The sequence below is a fragment of the Streptomyces sp. NPDC048185 genome (assembly GCF_043202495.1).
Lineage (GTDB): Bacteria > Actinomycetota > Actinomycetes > Streptomycetales > Streptomycetaceae > Streptomyces.
On the sequence record NZ_JBIDAN010000005.1, the window covers coordinates 374,609 to 391,803 of the forward strand.

General features: G+C 73.3%; 14 protein-coding genes and 1 pseudogene. 6 read left to right on the forward strand and 9 right to left on the reverse strand.

Features of this window, described 5'->3' with window-relative positions; all coding sequences use genetic code 11:
* Positions 1 to 78 precede the first annotated feature (78 nt).
* Complete coding sequence (locus tag ACGF3H_RS17800; RefSeq protein ID WP_362493464.1) at positions 79 to 654, forward strand: dihydrofolate reductase family protein; 576 nt, start codon at positions 79 to 81, stop codon at positions 652 to 654.
* A gap of 4 nt (positions 655 to 658) precedes the next feature.
* Here ACGF3H_RS17800 and ACGF3H_RS17805 read toward each other — a convergent pair whose 3' ends face one another.
* Positions 659 to 1,528, reverse strand: coding sequence for an SDR family oxidoreductase (locus tag ACGF3H_RS17805; RefSeq protein ID WP_362493461.1), 870 nt, complete (start codon positions 1,526 to 1,528; stop codon positions 659 to 661).
* A 492-nt stretch (positions 1,529 to 2,020) separates the two neighbouring features.
* Between ACGF3H_RS17805 and ACGF3H_RS17810 the strand changes: the two genes are divergently transcribed.
* The 3 genes and pseudogenes from ACGF3H_RS17810 to ACGF3H_RS17820 all read left to right on the forward strand — a co-directional run.
* Positions 2,021 to 2,950, forward strand: coding sequence for an alpha/beta hydrolase family protein (locus ACGF3H_RS17810; RefSeq protein ID WP_362493459.1), 930 nt, complete (start codon positions 2,021 to 2,023; stop codon positions 2,948 to 2,950).
* Between the two features lie 446 nt (positions 2,951 to 3,396).
* Complete coding sequence (locus ACGF3H_RS17815; protein ID WP_362493456.1) at positions 3,397 to 4,290, forward strand: 2-dehydropantoate 2-reductase; 894 nt, start codon at positions 3,397 to 3,399, stop codon at positions 4,288 to 4,290.
* 29 nt (positions 4,291 to 4,319) lie between these two features.
* A pseudogene (locus ACGF3H_RS17820) lies at positions 4,320 to 4,630 on the forward strand (homoserine O-acetyltransferase); the annotation flags it as partial.
* Positions 4,631 to 4,723: 93 nt separating this feature from the next.
* Here ACGF3H_RS17820 and ACGF3H_RS17825 read toward each other — a convergent pair.
* Entirely contained in the window at positions 4,724 to 8,488 is a 3,765-nt protein-coding gene (locus ACGF3H_RS17825) for a S8 family serine peptidase (protein WP_362493453.1), read from the reverse strand.
* Between the two features lie 333 nt (positions 8,489 to 8,821).
* On the opposite strand from ACGF3H_RS17825, the gene ppk2 reads away from it, so the two are divergent.
* Positions 8,822 to 9,820, forward strand: coding sequence for a polyphosphate kinase 2 (gene ppk2 / locus ACGF3H_RS17830; RefSeq protein WP_393816502.1), 999 nt, complete (start codon positions 8,822 to 8,824; stop codon positions 9,818 to 9,820).
* A 212-nt stretch (positions 9,821 to 10,032) separates the two neighbouring features.
* Entirely contained in the window at positions 10,033 to 10,413 is a 381-nt protein-coding gene (gene gvpJ / locus ACGF3H_RS17835; RefSeq protein ID WP_362493450.1) for a gas vesicle protein GvpJ, read from the forward strand.
* 113 nt (positions 10,414 to 10,526) lie between these two features.
* Here the strand turns inward: gvpJ and ACGF3H_RS17840 are convergent, their stop codons facing one another.
* The 7 genes from ACGF3H_RS17840 to ACGF3H_RS17870 all read right to left on the reverse strand — a co-directional run bounded on the left by ACGF3H_RS17840 (position 10,527) and on the right by ACGF3H_RS17870 (position 17,105).
* Complete coding sequence (locus ACGF3H_RS17840; protein WP_362493447.1) at positions 10,527 to 10,790, reverse strand: hypothetical protein; 264 nt, start codon at positions 10,788 to 10,790, stop codon at positions 10,527 to 10,529.
* Positions 10,791 to 10,862: 72 nt separating this feature from the next.
* On the reverse strand, positions 10,863 to 12,092 hold the full coding sequence (locus ACGF3H_RS17845; RefSeq protein WP_362493681.1) for a SpoIIE family protein phosphatase: 1,230 nt from the start codon (positions 12,090 to 12,092) through the stop codon (positions 10,863 to 10,865).
* 185 nt (positions 12,093 to 12,277) lie between these two features.
* Positions 12,278 to 12,721, reverse strand: coding sequence for a hypothetical protein (locus ACGF3H_RS17850; protein ID WP_362493446.1), 444 nt, complete (start codon positions 12,719 to 12,721; stop codon positions 12,278 to 12,280).
* 34 nt (positions 12,722 to 12,755) lie between these two features.
* Complete coding sequence (locus ACGF3H_RS17855; protein WP_362493444.1) at positions 12,756 to 13,220, reverse strand: SHOCT domain-containing protein; 465 nt, start codon at positions 13,218 to 13,220, stop codon at positions 12,756 to 12,758.
* A 117-nt stretch (positions 13,221 to 13,337) separates the two neighbouring features.
* Complete coding sequence (locus ACGF3H_RS17860) at positions 13,338 to 13,535, reverse strand: hypothetical protein (RefSeq protein ID WP_362493442.1); 198 nt, start codon at positions 13,533 to 13,535, stop codon at positions 13,338 to 13,340.
* A 131-nt stretch (positions 13,536 to 13,666) separates the two neighbouring features.
* Positions 13,667 to 14,200: a hypothetical protein gene (locus ACGF3H_RS17865; protein WP_362493439.1), complete on the reverse strand. Its 534-nt coding sequence runs from the start codon at positions 14,198 to 14,200 to the stop codon at positions 13,667 to 13,669.
* Between the two features lie 232 nt (positions 14,201 to 14,432).
* Positions 14,433 to 17,105, reverse strand: coding sequence for a LuxR C-terminal-related transcriptional regulator (locus ACGF3H_RS17870; protein ID WP_362493678.1), 2,673 nt, complete (start codon positions 17,103 to 17,105; stop codon positions 14,433 to 14,435).
* Between the last annotated feature and the right edge of the window lie 90 nt (positions 17,106 to 17,195).

Here is a 17,195-nt window from a genome sequence, read left to right on the forward strand (position 1 = left end):
GACGGTTGCGGAGGCCCGCCGGAGAAGGAGCGCCGCTCTGTACCGCACATCCTGTCCACCGCACTTCAGGAGTACGACATGACCGCGACCTACACCTTCGACGTCTTCTCCAGCCTCGACGGCTACGGCGCCGCCGGCGGCGACTGGACGGGGTACTGGGGCAAGCAGGGGCCCGAGCTGCTCGACCACCGCCTCGCGCTGTACGACACGGACCAGCGCATGGTCCTCGGCGCCGGCACGTACCGGCTGTTCGCGCGAATGCTGGCGTCGAGCACCGAGGACTCCGACGTGCGTGACCCGTGGGTCACCCGGATGCGAAGCCTGCCGGCGACGGTGGTGTCGACGACGCTCGAAGGCCCCCTCGACTGGCCGGACGCGACCGTCGTGAGCGGTGACGCCGTCGACGTGGTCGCCCGGCTCAAGGGGGAGTCCGACGTGCCGTTGCGCTCGCACGGCAGCCTGTCGATGAACCGGGCCCTGATGGCCGCGGGCCTGGTCGACCGGCTGCAGGTGACACTCTTCCCCGTCATCACCGGCCGGACCGGGCTGGACCCGGTCTTCCGGGGCGCGGCCGACTTCGACCTGGAACTGGTCGAGCACCGGACGCTCGACGGTGACATCCAGGAACTCGTCTACCGGCCCGCGCTCCACTGACCGGTCAGGGCCGGCCGGCCCGGCCGGTGCCGGAGCGCAGTACCTGCTGAAGCGGTGTGGCGGGGTGGCCGGTCAGCTCGTCGACGGCGGTGGTCACCTCGGCGAGGGACCCGTCGGCGATCGCGGTGTAGGTGGAGACCCAGGCGTCGAGTTGCCAGTCGGGAACACCGTGTCCTGAACGGGAGGCACGGGCCTCTTCGATCGTCTCCGGCACGTAGGAGACCGGGCGTCCGGTCGCGGCGGTGAGCGTGGCGGCGACCTCGGCCAGGGTGAGCGCCTGCGGGCCGGTCAGTTCGTAGGCGCGGCCGGCGTGCGTGCCGGGCGCACGGAGCACCGCGACGGCGGCGTCGGCGATGTCGTCCTGGGCGACCACGGCCGCCCGGCCCTCGCCGGCGGGACCGCGGATGACGCCGTCCTCCCCGACCAGGGCGGGCATGAAGTCGGCGTAGAGGTTGTCGCGCAGGAAGGTGAACGGGACGCCGCTCGCGCGGATGTGCTGCTCGGTGTGCCAGTGGTCGCGGGCCAGGGTGAAGGTGGCGTCGGGCGCGGCGCCGTAGAAGGAGATGTACACCAGGTGTGCGACACCGGCCTCGGCGGCGGCGTCGACGAAGGTGCGGTGCTGCTCCAGGCGGCGGGGGGACTCCGCGGCGGAGACCATCAGGACGCGGTCGGTGCCGCGCAGGGCGCGGACGAGGGCGTCGTGGTCACCGTAGTCACCGGGGACGGCGGTGGCCCCGGGCAGCCGGGGCGCACGGGCCGGCGTGCGGGCCATGAGAGTTTGCGGGACGCCGGCGGCGGCCAGGCGGCGGGCGATGCGTCCGCCGAGGCGGCCGGAGGAACCGGTGACAGCGTAGGTGGCCTCGCTGGGAGCCATGCCTTCTCCTTCTCGGGTGCCGGTCGTGCTGCCGGGTGCGGGCGAGCGCCGTGAGCGACCGGGCGCGGACGGCCGACGGGCAGTGCGCGGTCGGGCCGGCCGCCCCGGCGCCTGTCGTCGATCCGTATCAGACGAGGCCGGGGACGGCTGTGCGCGACACGCGCGACCCGGTTGGACCGAACCGGGGACAGCGAGCGGCCCCCGAAACTCCTCGCGCGCGCTTCCCGCCGCGGTGTTGCACTCTGTGAACTGTCCTTGGAGCCGATCCTGCGGACTCGACCAAGTCCTGCAACGGCCGGCCTTGCTCCGTTCACACGCCGGAACGGACCATGGGTGACCGGGACTCGGCCATGTCGCAGGTACGGGGAGAACGGGGTTCTCGTGAGCAGGGTGTTCGACGCCGACCGTGGCGAAAACGCTGTCCGTGCGGCCCGTTCGGCCCGTGCTTCCCCGGACGCCGGGACGGTCCCCTCGGACGGCGTGTCGCCGGGGGTGCGCCGCATCACCCTGAACACGGGCTCCGCACCCGTGAGCGGCCTGCTCGGCGAGCCGTCGGACGGGCCGTCGCGCGCCCTCGTGGTCGCCCTGCACGGCGGCGGTATGAACGCCGGCTACTTCGACGGGCAGGCCCACACGGACGTGTCCCTGCTGTCCCTCGGGACCCGGCTGGGCTACACCGTGCTCGCCCTGGACCGGCCCGGGTACGGTCCGCACGCCCGGAGCGGTGGCGACGGCCTGACCGTGACCGAACAGGTCGGCCCCGTGGCCGCCGCCGTGGAGGAGTTCACCGACCGGCACGCCGGGAACGGGGGGATCCTGCTGCTGGGGCACTCCTTCGGCGGCAAGCTCGCACTCGCCGTGGCCGCGTACCGGCCGCCCCGCGGTCTGCTCGGCGTGGAGGTCTCCGGCGTGGGACACCGGCTCGCCGTGCCGCCCGAACGGGCCGCCCAGCGCACCGGCCTCGCCCTGCGGAGGCTGCACTGGGGTCCGCTGGCCCTCTACCCGCCGGGGACGTTTCCTGCCAGCAAGTCCGTCGTGGCGCCCGTACCCCGGCGGGAGGCGGAATCGGTGGGCGACTGGGAGGCGTCCGTGTGCGCGGACGTGCTGCCGCGCGTGCGCGTTCCCGTCCGGTTCACCTTCGCCGAGCACGAGGCGTGGTGGCGGCACGGCCCGGACGACGTCGGCGACCTGACCGCCGCGCTGACGGCGGCGCCGCGGGTCGTCGTCGACCGCTTGCCGCGGGCCGGGCACAACATCAGCCTCGGCTGGGCGGCCCGCGCCTACCACCTGCGCGCCCTGGCGTTCCTGGAGGAGTGCCGGGACCCTGCCGGGCCCGCCGGGGACGGTCCCCGTGAAGCCGCCCCCACGGATTCGACCGCGCGGCAGCCGGCCGTCCGGAATGCCCCGCTGAGCAACTCCTGACACGGAGCCGTGCTCCAGCCACATGCTCGCGCAGAGGAACCCGACGGCACCGGAACGCTCTCCGCATGGCTCAAGCGCAGCCCGACCGCGCAGCTTGTGGCCGCCTCGCCCGCCGGCCGGACGACCTCGGCCACGAGGCACTCGACGCCCTCGGCCCACAGGCAGCCACCGCTTTCGCGCGCGGCCCGCTGGTGACGCAGGCGTTCTCCCGAAGCGCAGTCACGAGACCCGAGCTCGAAGCTGGGATGTCTCCCGGCACATCCGTGGATTGACTTGGACCGTGCCAGGTTTGATCATCGTTCCGGGCCCAGGGCGGCAACCCGCCCGCTGTCTTTTCCGCACCCCCGACGCGGACCTGACGCGGGCGGGTGCCGACCCGCCACGGGCCCGACCGGCTTCCCGCCCTGGCCGGCCTCTCGACTCATTGGTTTCGGACAGGAGCACACATGAGCACAACCGGGACGACCGTGGCGGTTCTCGGCCCAGGTGGCGTCGGTGGCCTGGTCGGGGCGCTGCTCGCCCGTGCCGGACACCGCGTCATCTGCCTGGCGGGGGAACAGACCGTCGCCGTGCTGCGCCGGGACGGGCTGCGCGTCGACAGCAACCGGTACGGAAAGTTCACCGCGGCGGTGGAGTCCGACACCGAGTTGCGCGAGCCGGTAGACGCCGTCTTCGTGACGGTCAAACAGACCGCGCTCGCCGAGGCGCTCGACCGCGTCCCGGGTGAGGTGCTCGGCACGGCGGTCGTGGTCCCGTTGCTCAACGGCCTCGACCATCTCGCCGTGCTCCGCGAGCGCTTCCCCTCCGCCCGGGTCGTCGCGGGCACCATCCGGGTCGAGGCCACCCGCACGGAGCCCGGCCGCATCGCCCACACCAGCCCGTTCGCCGACATCGAACTCGCCGCCCCCGCGGACGACTTCGTGGAACTGCTGCGACAGACCGGTCTGCGCGTGACCGCACGCGAGGACGAGAGCGCGATGCTCTGGGACAAACTGGCCTTCCTCGCCCCGTTCGCGCTGCTGACCACTCGCCACCAGGCCGACGTCGGTGCCGTCCGTGAGAGCCACCGCCCCGAGCTGCTCACCGTCCTCGACGAGATCGCGGCCGTGGCCCACGCCGCCGGCGCGCCGGTGACCGCCGAAAGGCTGCTCTCCTTCTTCGACCGCGTCCCCGGGACGATGAGGTCCTCGATGCAGCGCGACGCCACGGCCGGCCGGCCGCTCGAACTCGACGCCATCGGCGGAGCCGTCCTACGTGCCGGGGACGCCCACGGCATCGCCACCCCGGCTGTCGCCCGACTGGTCACCGAGGTGGCACAGTCCGCACAGCGGGTGCCCTGATCGGGCGCCCCTCCGCAGCGCGACAGCCCCGGGCACTCGAATGGGCCGTGTCCCGTCCCGGAGGGACGGACGCGCTGCTGCTGCTCGCCACGACGGCCGCGGCGAGCGCCGAGCAGATCGCGTGGGCCGACATCCAGCCGCATGCCGTCCGCTCCGACCGCACTGGCACGGAGGCCACTACCACGCCACGGACCGGGGGCCGCACGCGGGACTCGGCCTCGCGCGGCGGCTCGCCCACGTCACCTATCGCAGCGAGCCGGAACTAGAGGCCCGCTTCGGCCGCTTCGCGCAGACCGAGGAGGACCCCTGGTCGGGCGGACGGTACCGGGTGGGGTCCTACCCTTGATGAAAGGCGCCCTCGGACGCGGCGCTGCCGGGTGGCCCGCCCCGAGGCGGGCCACCCGGGGTGGGCCGGTCGCCGGCCCCCGTGGTGCTAAGAGCGCACGTCGTAGGCGCGGGACACCGTCTGGCGCACGGTGTTGCCGGCCGCGTCCGTGAGCTCGGTCCGGAGCCAGACCTGCCGGCCGGCGGCCCCGGCGTGGTTCACCGTGGCCGTGGCGCCGCTGCCCGTGACGGTGACGTCCGCCGCGGTCCACGTCCCGCCCTCGTCGTAGGAGTAGGACAGCTTCGCGGACTTCAGCCTGCCCGGGGTGTACCCGGCATGGCCGGTGACGCCCAGACCGAGCCGCAGACCGTCCCGCGCCGGCACGGTCTTGAGGCCGTCCTCCGGCAGGACGTAGCGCGGGAAGAGGATGCCGAGGCCCTGGGAGTACTGGGTCTCGTCGAGCTTCGAGCGGAACGTCCAGACGGTCTGCACCTGCTGCGACCGCTCCCAGACCCGGGCGGGCGAGCCGAACTTCGCGGTGTTCTGCTCCAGTTCGTAGGTGGCTTCTCCGGCCGGCACCTCGAAGGACCCGAACGGATAGCTGCTGCGGCCCAGTTCGACGCCGTCCTTGCGCAGGACCAGGTTGCCGACGTCACCGAAGGAACCGGCCTGTGCGTAGTGCGCGCCGTCACCCCACATGGCCCCGGAGAAGCCGATCACATTGCCCTGCCGTTCGGCGGCGAGCGCCGGCTCGCCGTCGGCGTCACGCGGCGCGGTGGGGGCGACCACCCCGTCGTACCAGGACTCGGAACGCTCGCCGCCGGCCCGGTAGGTGCGCCGCTGGTCGATCATCGTCTCGCCCCAGGGGAAGCTGCTGGAGACGGCGTGGTCCCACGCGACGCCGCCCGCCGAGTAGAACTCGGTGCGCTCGCCGGGCACCGGAACGGGTTCACTGAAGCCCAGGACCGCCACGGTCCCGTCGGGCGTGTACGCGGCCGTGCTGTCGAGGAAGTCGCCGGCCACGCCCATCGCGTGGTACGTCGACGTCACCTTGCCGAGCCGGTCGTCGTGCACACGGTAGGTGCGGTCGTCGCGGATCGGCGCGTCCTCGGGGAAGGACAGGTTGTACACGTAAGGGCTCCTGGCGGTGGCCTTCCAGCGCAGTGTCACCTTCCCGGCGGCGAGCTCGCCGAGCAGCGCGCGGGCCTCGTCCGCCGGGATCGCGAGCGTCGGCAGTGCCGCGCCCGTGAAGCCGGCCTGGGGCTGCCAGCGGCCCGGTGCGGTGCGGTGCAGGACGAGCGCCGTGGCACCCGCGGCCCTGGCGTCGGCGGCCAGGGTGGTGACGGCACCGCCGTCCGGCACCAGGACCAGGGCGACCTTGCCCTTGACGTCCGCCGCCTCGAGCTCCTCGGGCGATCCCTTCCCCGCGTCGACGAGGTCCGCCCGGCCGGTGCCGTCGAGGTTGGCGCTGCCCGTGCCGGACGCGACGGGGTGCAGCGCGACACCGTCCGTGGTGCTCAGTTCGGAGACCATAGGGGCGTACTGCCGCCAGTGGCTGCCGAATGCGAACTCGCCGTCCCGGGCGCGGCCCTCGACGGACGCGTAGAAGCCGCGGACGGTGCCCTGGGCGGTGACGGTTCCGGCGTGCAGCCAGTTCTCCCCCCAGGAACGGGAGAAGGAGAGTGTGGCGGCCCGGGTCTCGGTGGGCCGGTCGGCGGTGACCTTCAGCCGGTGCGCCTTGCGCGCGTCGAGGACGACCGTGGTGTCCTCGGTCAGCTTCAGTTGCGGACGCCCGAGATAGGTGACCGAGTCGGTCAGCTCCGCGCCCTCGCCCGCGTCCGGTGTCTCGACGAAGCTCGACAGGAAGTAGCTGCCGGGACGCAGCCGGTACGTCTGGTCGGTGGCGCCGTCGTTGAAGCGCCGCTCACCGGTGGCGTCGTCCGTGCCGATCACGTCGAGGGACGAGGAGCCGTCGGCGGGCCGGCCCGCGCGGTCCACGAGCTTGACCCGCAGGGTCACCGTCTCCGGCTGGACGTAGAGGGAGAAGGGCGTGGAGACCGACACTCCGTCCGCCTTCGCGATGACGCGGCCCGTGACGTCTCCGTACTGGCTGTCCGCGAGGCGGGCGGTGGGGTCGATGCGCAACGGCACCTTCACGGTGGCACCCGCGGGGACGGTGACCGAGCGGCTGCCGAGCCTGGCCACGGAGGACCGGACGGGCGAGCCGTCGTTGCCGGTGACCCCTTCGACAGCGAGGCGGAGTCGTACCGCTTCGGTGCCCGTGTTGGTGTAGGGCACGTCGACGGTGGTGCTGTCGCCGGCGTGCTGCGGCCAGTTGTAGCTGCCGCCCTGCACCGACGGGGCGCCGAGCACGGTGGCGTCGGTCGCGGCCTTCACATCGAGCCGGCCGCCGCCGGTCTCGCGCACGTCGCCGGGGATGCCGCTGTCGGCGGAGGACACCAGGGCCGCCTTGAGCTGCCGGGCGGTCCAGTCCGGGTGCCGCTGCTTGAGGACGGCGGCGGCGCCCGCGACGTGCGGGGTGGCCATCGACGTGCCCGACATCGACCGGTACGCGTACAGGCCCCGGCCCCCTGCCGCCGCGGCGGAGATGTCCACGCCGGGCGCGGTGATCTCTGGCTTCAGGGTGTGCGTGAAGGGGGCCGGGCCGCGGCTGGAGAACCAGGCGGTGGAGTCGTCCCGATCGACGGCACCGACCGTGAGCACCCCGGGGGCGCAGCCCGGCGAGGAGACCGTGTTCAGGGCCGGACCCGAGTTCCCCGCGGCCACGACGAACAGCGCGTCCGATGTCTCGGCGAGCCGCTGCGCGGCCATGCTCATCGGGTCGGAGCAGTCGGTGGGTTCCTGGCTGCCGAGACTCATGGAGACGACGTCGGCCTTCTGCTCGACCGCCCACTCCATGCCGGCGATGATCCAGGACTCGGCCCCCGAGCCGCCGTCGTTCAGGACCTTGCCGTTGAGCAGGTCCGCACCGGGTGCGACGCCCTTCTTCTTCCCGCCGCTCGCGGCGCCGCTGCCGCCCACCGTGGACAGCACATGGGTCCCGTGACCCTGCCGGTCCTCGGTGGAGTCGGAGTCGGTGAAGTTCTCCTGGGCGGTGATACGGCCCTTGAGGTCCGGGTGATCGGCGTCCGCACCGGTGTCGAGCACGGCCACCTTGCTGCCCTTGCCGTCGTACCCGGCGGCCCAGGCCTCGGGGGCGTGCACCTGCCGCGTCGACCGGTCGAGCTGTGCCTCGACCTTCGAGTCCAGCCACAGCTTGCTCAGGTCTTCGGACGATCGGGTCCTGCCGCCGGAGACCTCCGCCCAGAAGCCGGCCGTCTTCTTCTTGTCGGCCTTCAGGGCGACACCGTCCACGGCGTCGAGGACCAGACCGCGCCGTGCGCCATACGGGGCGGCGGGGGCGGTGCGGGCCACGTCGACCGACGTGTCGTACACCGCGATCAGTGGGAGCGACCCGGTGCGGGCGTCGTCGTAGCCCTGCCGGACCAGGCCGGTGACGTTGAAGAGCTCCTCGTCGACCCGGCCCGCGGCCAGCGCCTCGACCGCGGCCTCCGGGTAGACGTACAGGTCGTCGCCCGACTGCCTGGTCTGGACGACGGGCACGCCGCCGTCCTCGCGGGGCAGGGCGACGGCCGTACTGCGTCCGGCCGTGTCGGTGGTCACCAGGACGCGGTCACCGGTGATCAGGGTGACGGTCGAGCGCTGCCCCGCCGGGGCGGCGGCCTCGCTCCCCACCAGCGGTCTCTTCTCCGGCCCGGCCGTCCGTGGTTCTGCCACGGACGGCACGGCCGCGGTCGCGGCCAGAGTCACGGCTATGGCCGTGCCCAGGGCACTCCGCAATATCGCGCGCATCGGTCTCCCCAGCTAGAGGTGTGCGGTGGCGACACCCTGACAGAGAGACAGGTGCGGCAGGGGGGATGCGGTGAGGCGGGTTTGTGCCGTGACCGGTACCCGCCACGGCAGCGCCCGGTCGTGGCCGTACGCGAGCGGGCCGGTCACCGGCCGCTGGCGGAGCGGACGTCAACGGCTCGCGCACACGCGTCGTGGCCCGGCCGGGCGCCTCCCCGCGGCGGGCCCGGGGTGTCCGGTGCCCGCCGGGCCGCACCGGCAGAACCGCGTCCTCGCGCGGTTCACCGGCGCTCCGCGGGGCACTGGGGCTGTGAGCGGACAAGAGAGGGGAGCGGGGTGCCGGATCACAGCGAGACGGAGGCGGGAACCGGCGGTTCCGGCGAGGGGACGGCCGAGTCGGAACTGCTGGACGGGCTGAGTGTGGACGATCGGCGTCCGGAACGGCCGGTCCTGCTGAACGCCGACGGCAGCCCGCTCGAGACATGGCGGGACAACTATCCCTACGACCGGAAGATGCGCCGGAGCGAGTACGAGCGGACCAAGCGCATCCTCCAGATCGAACTGCTGAAGATGCAGCGCTGGGTGAAGGAGACCGGCCGGCGCATCGTCGTCGTGTGCGAGGGCCGGGACGCGGCCGGCAAGGGCGGCACCATCCAGCGCTTCACCGAGCGACTCAATCCACGCGGAGCCCGGGTGGTCGCCCTGGAGAAGCCCACCGAGCGGGAGGCCGGGCAGTGGTACTTCCAGCGGTACGTCTCCCACCTCCCGGCCCGAGGAGAGATCGTCTTCTTCGACCGCTCCTGGTACAACCGGGCCGGCGTCGAACGCGTCATGGACTTCTGCACCGACGACGAGTACCGGCACTTCCTCCGGCAGGCCCCGATGTTCGAACGACTGCTGACGGACGACGGCATCCTGCTGGTCAAGTTCTGGTTCTCCGTCTCCCGCGCCGAACAGCGCACACGGTTCGCCATCCGGCAGGTCGATCCGGTGCGGCGCTGGAAGCTCTCACCGACGGACCTGGCCTCGCTCGACCGCTGGGACGACTACACGACCGCCAAGGTCGACATGTTCCGGGCCACGGACACCGAGCACGCGCCGTGGACGGTGGTGAAGAACAACGACAAGCGCCGCGGCCGGCTGGAGGCCATGCGCAGCCTGCTCTACCGCTGCGACTACCCGCTCAAGGACGCGGACGCCGTCGGCAAACCCGATCCGCTGATCGTCGGCGCCGCGGACACCCTGCTGGAGCCGGGCGAGGAGCAGACGGCCCTGTCCCCGACCCCGCTCACCGGCCACGGCGACGGCCCGGGCCTGCATCCCGAGCGGAGCTGAATCCGGCCGGCACCGCGAGCGCACCCGCCCGGACTCGGACGTCTGTTTGACGATCGGGGCAGGGGCAATCCGCATGAGGGAGGCTGCCCGCCGGGCAGCCGAGAGACGCGGGCCGTCCGCGGCCGTGGCCGCTTCCCGTGCCGCCGGCAGGCCGGGTCCGCGACCGGCCGCCGGGGCGACCCGCACCATGCCTGGGGAAGGGACTGGTCACGGTGACCGTAGTGGCGCAGCAGCGCGGCGGGGGAGGCTCCAGCGGCCTCTACGACGTGCTGGAACTGATTCTCGACCGAGGGCTGGTGATCGACGCCTTCGTGCGGGTCTCCCTCGTCGGCATCGAGATCCTGAAGATCGACGTGCGCATCGTGGTGGCCAGCGTCGACACGTATCTGCGCTTCGCCGAGGCCTGCAACCGTCTCGACCTGGAGTCCGGACCGCGCAAGCCGGCCGGGCTGGCCGAGCTTCCGGGACGCATGAAGGAGTCGGGGGCACGCGGTGCGACCAAGGGCATCCTGTCCGGGGCCGCGGAGACCATCTCCGACGCCTTCCAGCAGGCCCGGAGCGAGCGGCAGTCCGGAGGGCGCCGCAGTAGGTGACGGGAGCGCCACGGCCCGCGAGGCGACGGCGGTGCCGAGGTGGTGGCGACCCTTCGCCGGAACGTCCGGCCTCACGGCGCCGTCGCGCGGTGGTCGAGGGCGTGGACGCCCCATCACCCCCGGCGGCGTGTGTGCGCGTTCGACCGCCGGCGCACGGTGAACAGGCAGGCGAGCATGCCCAGGCCCCAGGCGATCAGGAGCGCTCCCCACAGCGGCATGGTCACCATGGGAACGAGCAGGCGGATCTCCACGCTCGCGCGGTTCTCGAAGATGAAGATCAGGGCGATCGCGGTGATCACGGCGAACGGCACGAGGCGGCGGACGCCGGGGCGGGAAAGGAACGGAGTGTGCGCCGAGTCCGCGCTGGTCCGAGTCATGGTGGCTCTCCCTCATGTGGTCCCCGCCTCCAGCGTCCTCTTCCCGCAGGTGGCACGCCACCGCGCGAGGGCTCACAGGCGCACGACGACGATCGCCGTGTCGTCGGTGGTGTCGTCGTTCACCAGCAGGTCGGCGAGGAGCGCGTCGGCCAGGGGCTCGGGGTCGGCCCGGCCGTGCCGGGCCAGGGAGTCGGCGAGGCGGGCCAGGCCGACGTCGATGTCCTCACCGCGGCGTTCGATCAGGCCGTCGGTGTACAGGACGAGGATGGCGCCCTCGGCGAAGGACACGGTGGACTGAGGGCGGGGGACGTGCACGGGCCGGGCGCCGAGAGGCGGGTCGGTGGCCTCGTCGAGGAAGGATGTCGTGCCGTCGGGTGCGAGCAGCACCGGAGGGGGGTGACCGGCACTGCTGTAGGTGACCGTGTGGTCCCGCCAGTCGATGAACGTGGTCGCCACGGTGGTCGACTCGGCGCCCTCGACGGAGCGCGCGTACAGCCCGAGGACCTCCAGGACCTGGGCCGGGCCGTCCGCGACGAGAGCCGCCGCGCTGAGCGCGCTGCGCAGCTGCCCCATGACGCAGGCGGCGGCGAGACCGTGACCGACGACGTCTCCGACGGCCACCGCGATGCGGTCGCCGGGCAGGTCGACCAGTTCGTACCAGTCGCCGCACACACGGAGGCCGCCGACCGCGGGCCGGTAGCGCACGGCGGCCCGGTGGTGCCCGACCGGTCTGGGGGAGGGGAGCATGGCCTCCTGGAGGGCGAGGGCCACCCGCCGGTCCCTGGCCTGCGACTCGCGCAGGCTGTCGTTGGCCTCCTGCAGTTCGCGGGAACGGGTGTACAGCTCGGACTCCAGGACCCGTGCACGGTCGCTGCCGCCCGGGCCGCCCCGGGCGCGGATGAGCTGAGTCACCTCCTCCACCCTGTGCACAATCAATGCCACTCGGCCGTCGGGGCCGAGCACGGGCGCGTTGACCGGACTCCAGAAGTGCTCGTGCCAGTGGCCGGGGCGACGGGGGTCCTCGATGTCGTAGCGCAGCACTGCCATGGTGTCGCGGTGACCGGTGGCCAGCACCCGCAGCAGGGACGCCCGTGTCTCGCGCATGCCGGCGGCGGCACGCTCGCCCGGCTTCTCGGGGAAGACGTCGAAGATGTAGCTGCCGATCAGCTGCTCCCGGGAGCGGCCGGTGAGCTGGGTGAAGTCCTCGTTGACGTCGACGTACACGAGGTCGTGGTCGAGGAGCGCGACCATGCCGGGGAGGGCGTGGAACACCGCCGCGTAGTCGACCTGCTGTCCGTTCATCGTGCTGCCCGCCTGCTGCCGGCCGTCTCGTGTGCTGTTCACGGTAGGGGCGAACGCGCCGCGCGGGACGGGCGACTGCTCCTTCCGGCCCCGGACCGTCACCTCGGCGGCTCCTCACCGCTCGGGTCGGTCCGGGGCCGCCGCCGCCCGGCCCGGCAGGAGGAGCGGACGCGGGTGCCTCGTCCTCAGCGCGTCTCTCGGTCACCGGGCCCGTAGAGGTCGCCGCCGCGCTGCACCACGCACAGGGCCCAGATGACGAAGCCGGAGATGGTGATCATCACGACGGACCACACCGGGTAGTACGGCAGGGAGAGGAAGTTGGCGATGATCACGAGCCCGGCGATCGCGACGCCGGTGACCCGTGCCCAGGTCGCCGTCCTGAGCAGCCCGGCACTGACGATCATGGCGAGCGCGCCGAGAGCCAGGTGGATCCAGCCCCAGCTGGTGAGGTCGAACGCGAAGACGTAGTTGGGCGTGGTGACGAAGACGTCGTCCTCGGCGATGGCCATGACGCCCCGGAAGACGTCGAGCAGACCGACGAGGAAGAGCATCACGGCGGCGAAGGCGGTCAGGCCGGTCGCCCAGTCCTGCCTCGCGGTGTGCGCGGGACGCGTGTGTGTTGCGGTCATCTTGTGGGCCTCGATTCGTGGTGTGCGGTCGCGGTCAGCCGGCGGCCGCGCGCGTGTCGGTGTCACCCGCGTGTCCGGCCGGGGCGTGACCGGCCAGGACCATCTCCTTCGCCTTGCGGAACTCCTCGTCGGTGATCGCGCCCCGGTCCCGGATCTCGGAGAGCCGGGCGAGCTCGTCGACGCTGGACCGGCCGCCGGCCGCGGTCTTCCGGATGTAGGCGTTGAACTCCTCCTGCTGTGCACGGGCCTGCGCGGTCTCCCGGCGGCCCATGTTCCTGCCGCGGGCGATCACGTACACGAACACGCCCAGGAAGGGCAGCAGGACGCAGAACACCAGCCAGCCGGCCTTCCCCCAGCCGCTCAGCCCGTCGTCACGGAAGATGTCGGTGATGATCCGGAAGAGCAGGATGAACCACATGATCCACAGGAAGAACAGCAGCAGTGTCCAGAAGGCCCCCAGCAGCGGGTAGTCGTACGCCAGGTAGGTCTGTGCGCTCATGTCCGTCCTCCGTCCTCCGTCCGGGCGGGGCCCGGCAGAGTCGTCGTGTACCGGTCTCAGAGTGGGCAGGTGATGCGCCGTGTGGCATCACCCGGCGCGGGTGAGACTGGCCGGCCGTCACTCCGGGATCTGGCGCATCTCCACGACACGCAGTCCCAGGGACTGGCAGCGCGCCAGCAGACCGTAGAGGTGGGCCTCGTCCACGACCCTGCCGAACAGGACCGTCTGGCCGGACATCACCACGTGCTCCAGCTCCGGGAACGCGTTGGCGAGCGTCTCCGACAGGTGTCCCTCGACGCGGATCTCGTAGCGCACGTGCGGTCCCTTCACCGGACGGGCTCGGGACACGGCCCGCGGTCCGGCGCGGGTGCGCCCCTCTCCGACGATCGTCCGCTCCGCGGGGCCCGGTGACCTCACCCGGTACAGGTGACCCGGGCCTCCGCCCCTCAGTGGGTGACCGCGATCTTGACGACGACGATCACCAGGCCGAGCAGCAGGTTGACCGACGCGGTGGTGGCCATCAGCCGCCCCGGGGCACCCGCGCGGTGTGCCGCGGCGACGGACCAGCCCACCTGCCCGGCGACGGCGACGCACAGCGACAGCCACAGGGCCCCCTGGACGTCCAGCCCGAGCAGGGGGCTGACGGCGACGGCCGCGGCCGGCGGCACGGACGCCTTCACGATCGGCCACTCGTCCCGGCACGCCCGCAGTACCTCGCGGCGGTCCGGCGGATGCCTGGCGAGCCGTGCGCCGAACAGCTCGGCATGGACGTGGGCCAGCCAGAACACCAGGCTGGTGAGCAACAGCAGCAGGACCAGCTCGGCGCGCGGGAACGACCCCAGGGATCCCGCGCCGATCACGACGGAGGCGGCGAGCATGGAACCGTAGACGCCGCCGGTGTAGTCGGCGTGCGCCAGGTGCTCCGTCCGCCGTTCCCGCCGCCCCGCGGCGGGCCCGGTCCCGGTTCCGCGTGTGGACATCCGTGTCCCCTTCCCGGTGACCTCGGTCGGAGCCGCGCCCGGACGGCCGAGGGCCGGGCCGGTCCGCCGGGCCGGTGACGGACCGGACGGGGGGCGGCGCCGCACGGCCCCGCGCTCGCGTCGTCGGTGTCCGTCGTACGTTTCCTCCCATCGGACCCGGCGCGGGGGCCGCGTGCCTCACCCCCTGCGGGGGAGCGCCCCCGGCGGGACGCCGCACGCGTGCCCCGGCCGGTCAGAGCAGGCCCAGGTCGCGGGCCCGGTTCACCGCCTCACTGCGCCGGTTCACCGCCAGCTTGCGGTAGGCGCTCTTGAGGTGGGTCTTCACCGTGTTGACCGACACGCACAGGTCGGCCGCGATCTCCTCCGTGGACATCATGCGAGCCAGCCGCCGCAGGACATCGCGCTCCCGGCCGCTGAGTTCCACCGCCACCACGGGCGCGGGGTCCGGCTCCGGCCGGGGCCGTTCGCCGTGCCGCCGCGGGGGACCTGGCACGAGCCAGCCGGCGGACAGCGCGCGCAACGGGGCGGTGGCCAGCAGCGGCCCGATCCAGTCCCCTGCCCGGAAGAAGGGGCGCCGCAGCCGCTCGCGCCGGGCGTCGAGGAGCGCCCGGGCGACGAGTCTGCCGGCGGTCGCCGTGTCCCCCGACTCCTGGGCGGCCCGGGCCCTGACCAACGCCGCCCCCACGCTCACCACGGGGCCGCTGCGTCCCTCGGTGCGGATGGCGTCGAGCAGGTCGACGGCGGCCCCGGTGCACCCCGCGGCGATCTGGAGCGCGGCAGCCTCCACCGCGCACACCGGCTGGTCGACGGAGACGCCGCGCAGCGTCCGGGATGCCTCGGCCGGCCGTCCCTCGGCCAGCCGGGCCGCGGAGACGACGAGTGCCGCATGGCTCTCCGCCCAGGGCGACGACACGGCCGCCGTGACCGCAGGCGCCGCCGCCTCCACGGCGGCGCGCACGTCGCCGCTGTCGAGGAGGAGACGCGATGTCGCGAGGGCCCGCCCCGCCGTCGGCACGGGGTCGTGCTCCCGTGCCGGGAGGCGTGCCGTCTCGTCGAGCAGGGACCGGGCCCCTGCGAGTTCGTGGCGGTCCACGGCCACCGCGGCCAGGACCAGCCGGCCGAGTCCCGCGCCGGGAGGCCGGGGCAGACCCGCCCGCTCTCCCTCCGAGACCGCGGCGAGGGCCTTGCGCTCCGCCCGGCCGAGCCAGCCGTTCAGGTAGTCGAGGAGAGCCAGGTGGCCCACCGAATCCGCCCGGGGCAGTACCGTCGCGGCCCCGCCCGGGCTCCCGGCGACCCGGCTGAGGACGGCGCGGGCGTCGTCGAACCGCCCCTCCCAAAGACGCGTCGAACCGACGTGCGTCATCAGCAGCGCCGTCACTTCCGGGTGCTCGTCCAGCAGCCTGTCGGGCAGGTCCGGCAGCAGTTCCTCGGCCGCCGCGCGGGCTCGCTCGGCCCGTGGCGGGCAGCCGGTCAGCCGCGCGGCGAGCGCCTCCAGCAGCGTGCAGCTCAGCCGGACCGGTGCCAGGCCGGGAGCGTCGTCGGGCAACCGTTCCTCCGCCCGCCGCAGGCGGACCAGCCCGTGGTCGAGGTCGCGCCGGGACAGGGCACGGGCCGCGCGCACGAGGTCGCTCGCCGGACTGGCGGCCTCGGGTCCCATGCGGGCGAAGAGCTGCATGAGGTGGTTCGAGTCCAGGCCGGTGAAGAGCCGGCCGATGGCCAGGTCGTCGACGAGTGCGCCGGCGGCGAGATCCCAGTCCTCGCCGGCGGCACCGTGGACGAGCGTCTCCGAGAGGAAGCCGGAACGGCGCAGCCATCGCGCGGCCCGCCGGTGCAGTTCCGGCTCCACGCCGGGCATGCGTTCGCGCAGATGGGCCCGGAGGATCTCACGGAAGAGCGGGTGCAGCCGGTACCAGGCGTGCCCGAGCCGCTCGATGAACGCGTTCTCCCGGTGCAGCTCGGCGAGGAGAGGGCCGGCGTCGCTCCGCAGCGTCAGGGCGTCGGCCAGCTCCGGACAGAAACGGTCCAGGACGCTGACCTTCAGCAGCAGGTCCTGGGTCCTGTCCGTCCTGCCCTTCAGGACCTCGGCCAGGAGGAAGTCCGCGACCGTACTGTGACCCGCCTCGAACTCCTTCAGATACCGCTCGGGATCGCTGCTCTCCCCGGCCGCCAGGGCGGACAGGCGCAGCCCGGCGGCCCACCCCCGGGTGCGCTCCACCAGGGCGGCGGCGGCGTGCTCGGGAAGGCGCAGTCCGTGCCGCCTCAGCAGTACGCCGGCCTCCGCGGGGGTGAACGACAGCTCGGCGCCACGGATTTCCGTCAGTTCACCGGCGGCCCGGTAGCGGTGGAGCGGGAGCAGCGGTTCGGAACGGGAGACGAGGACGAGGCGCAGTCCGCGCCCGGCGTGGTGCAGGACGAACTCCAGCTCCTCGGCGACCTCGGGAGCGGTCATCCGGTCGTACTCGTCGAGCACCAGGACCACGGGGCGGTCCCGGGCGTTCAGCTCGGCGGCGAGCGAGGCGAGCAGCCCGCGTCCCACGCCGCCCGAGTCCGCGGGGGCGCCGACCACACCGGTCGCCCGCGCTCCGCACGCCCGCAGGGACTCGAAGACGTAGGCCCAGAAGACACCGGGCCGCAGGTCTCCCGCCTCGACGGTGAGCCAGGCGACCGGCACCCGCAGCCCGGTGACCCAGTCGGCGGTCAGCAAGGTCTTGCCCGCCCCCGCCGGTCCGTTGACCAGTGTCAGCGGTGTGGTGAGCGCTCGGTCGAGGTGATCGACGAGCCGCTGCCGGCGCAGGAACGTGGCCGGCCGCGAAGGAGGGGCGAACCGAGTGCGCAGGAAGGGATCCCCCGGGGGACCGGTGTGCGGAGCGGCGAGTTCCAGGGAGTCGTCGTCGGCCTCGGCCACGGTGGTCACCACCCTGTCCGTCAGCGCCGCCCCATGGGCGGCGTGCTGCTCCCAGTCTCGCAGCACTCCCTCCTGGGCGCGCGGCACACG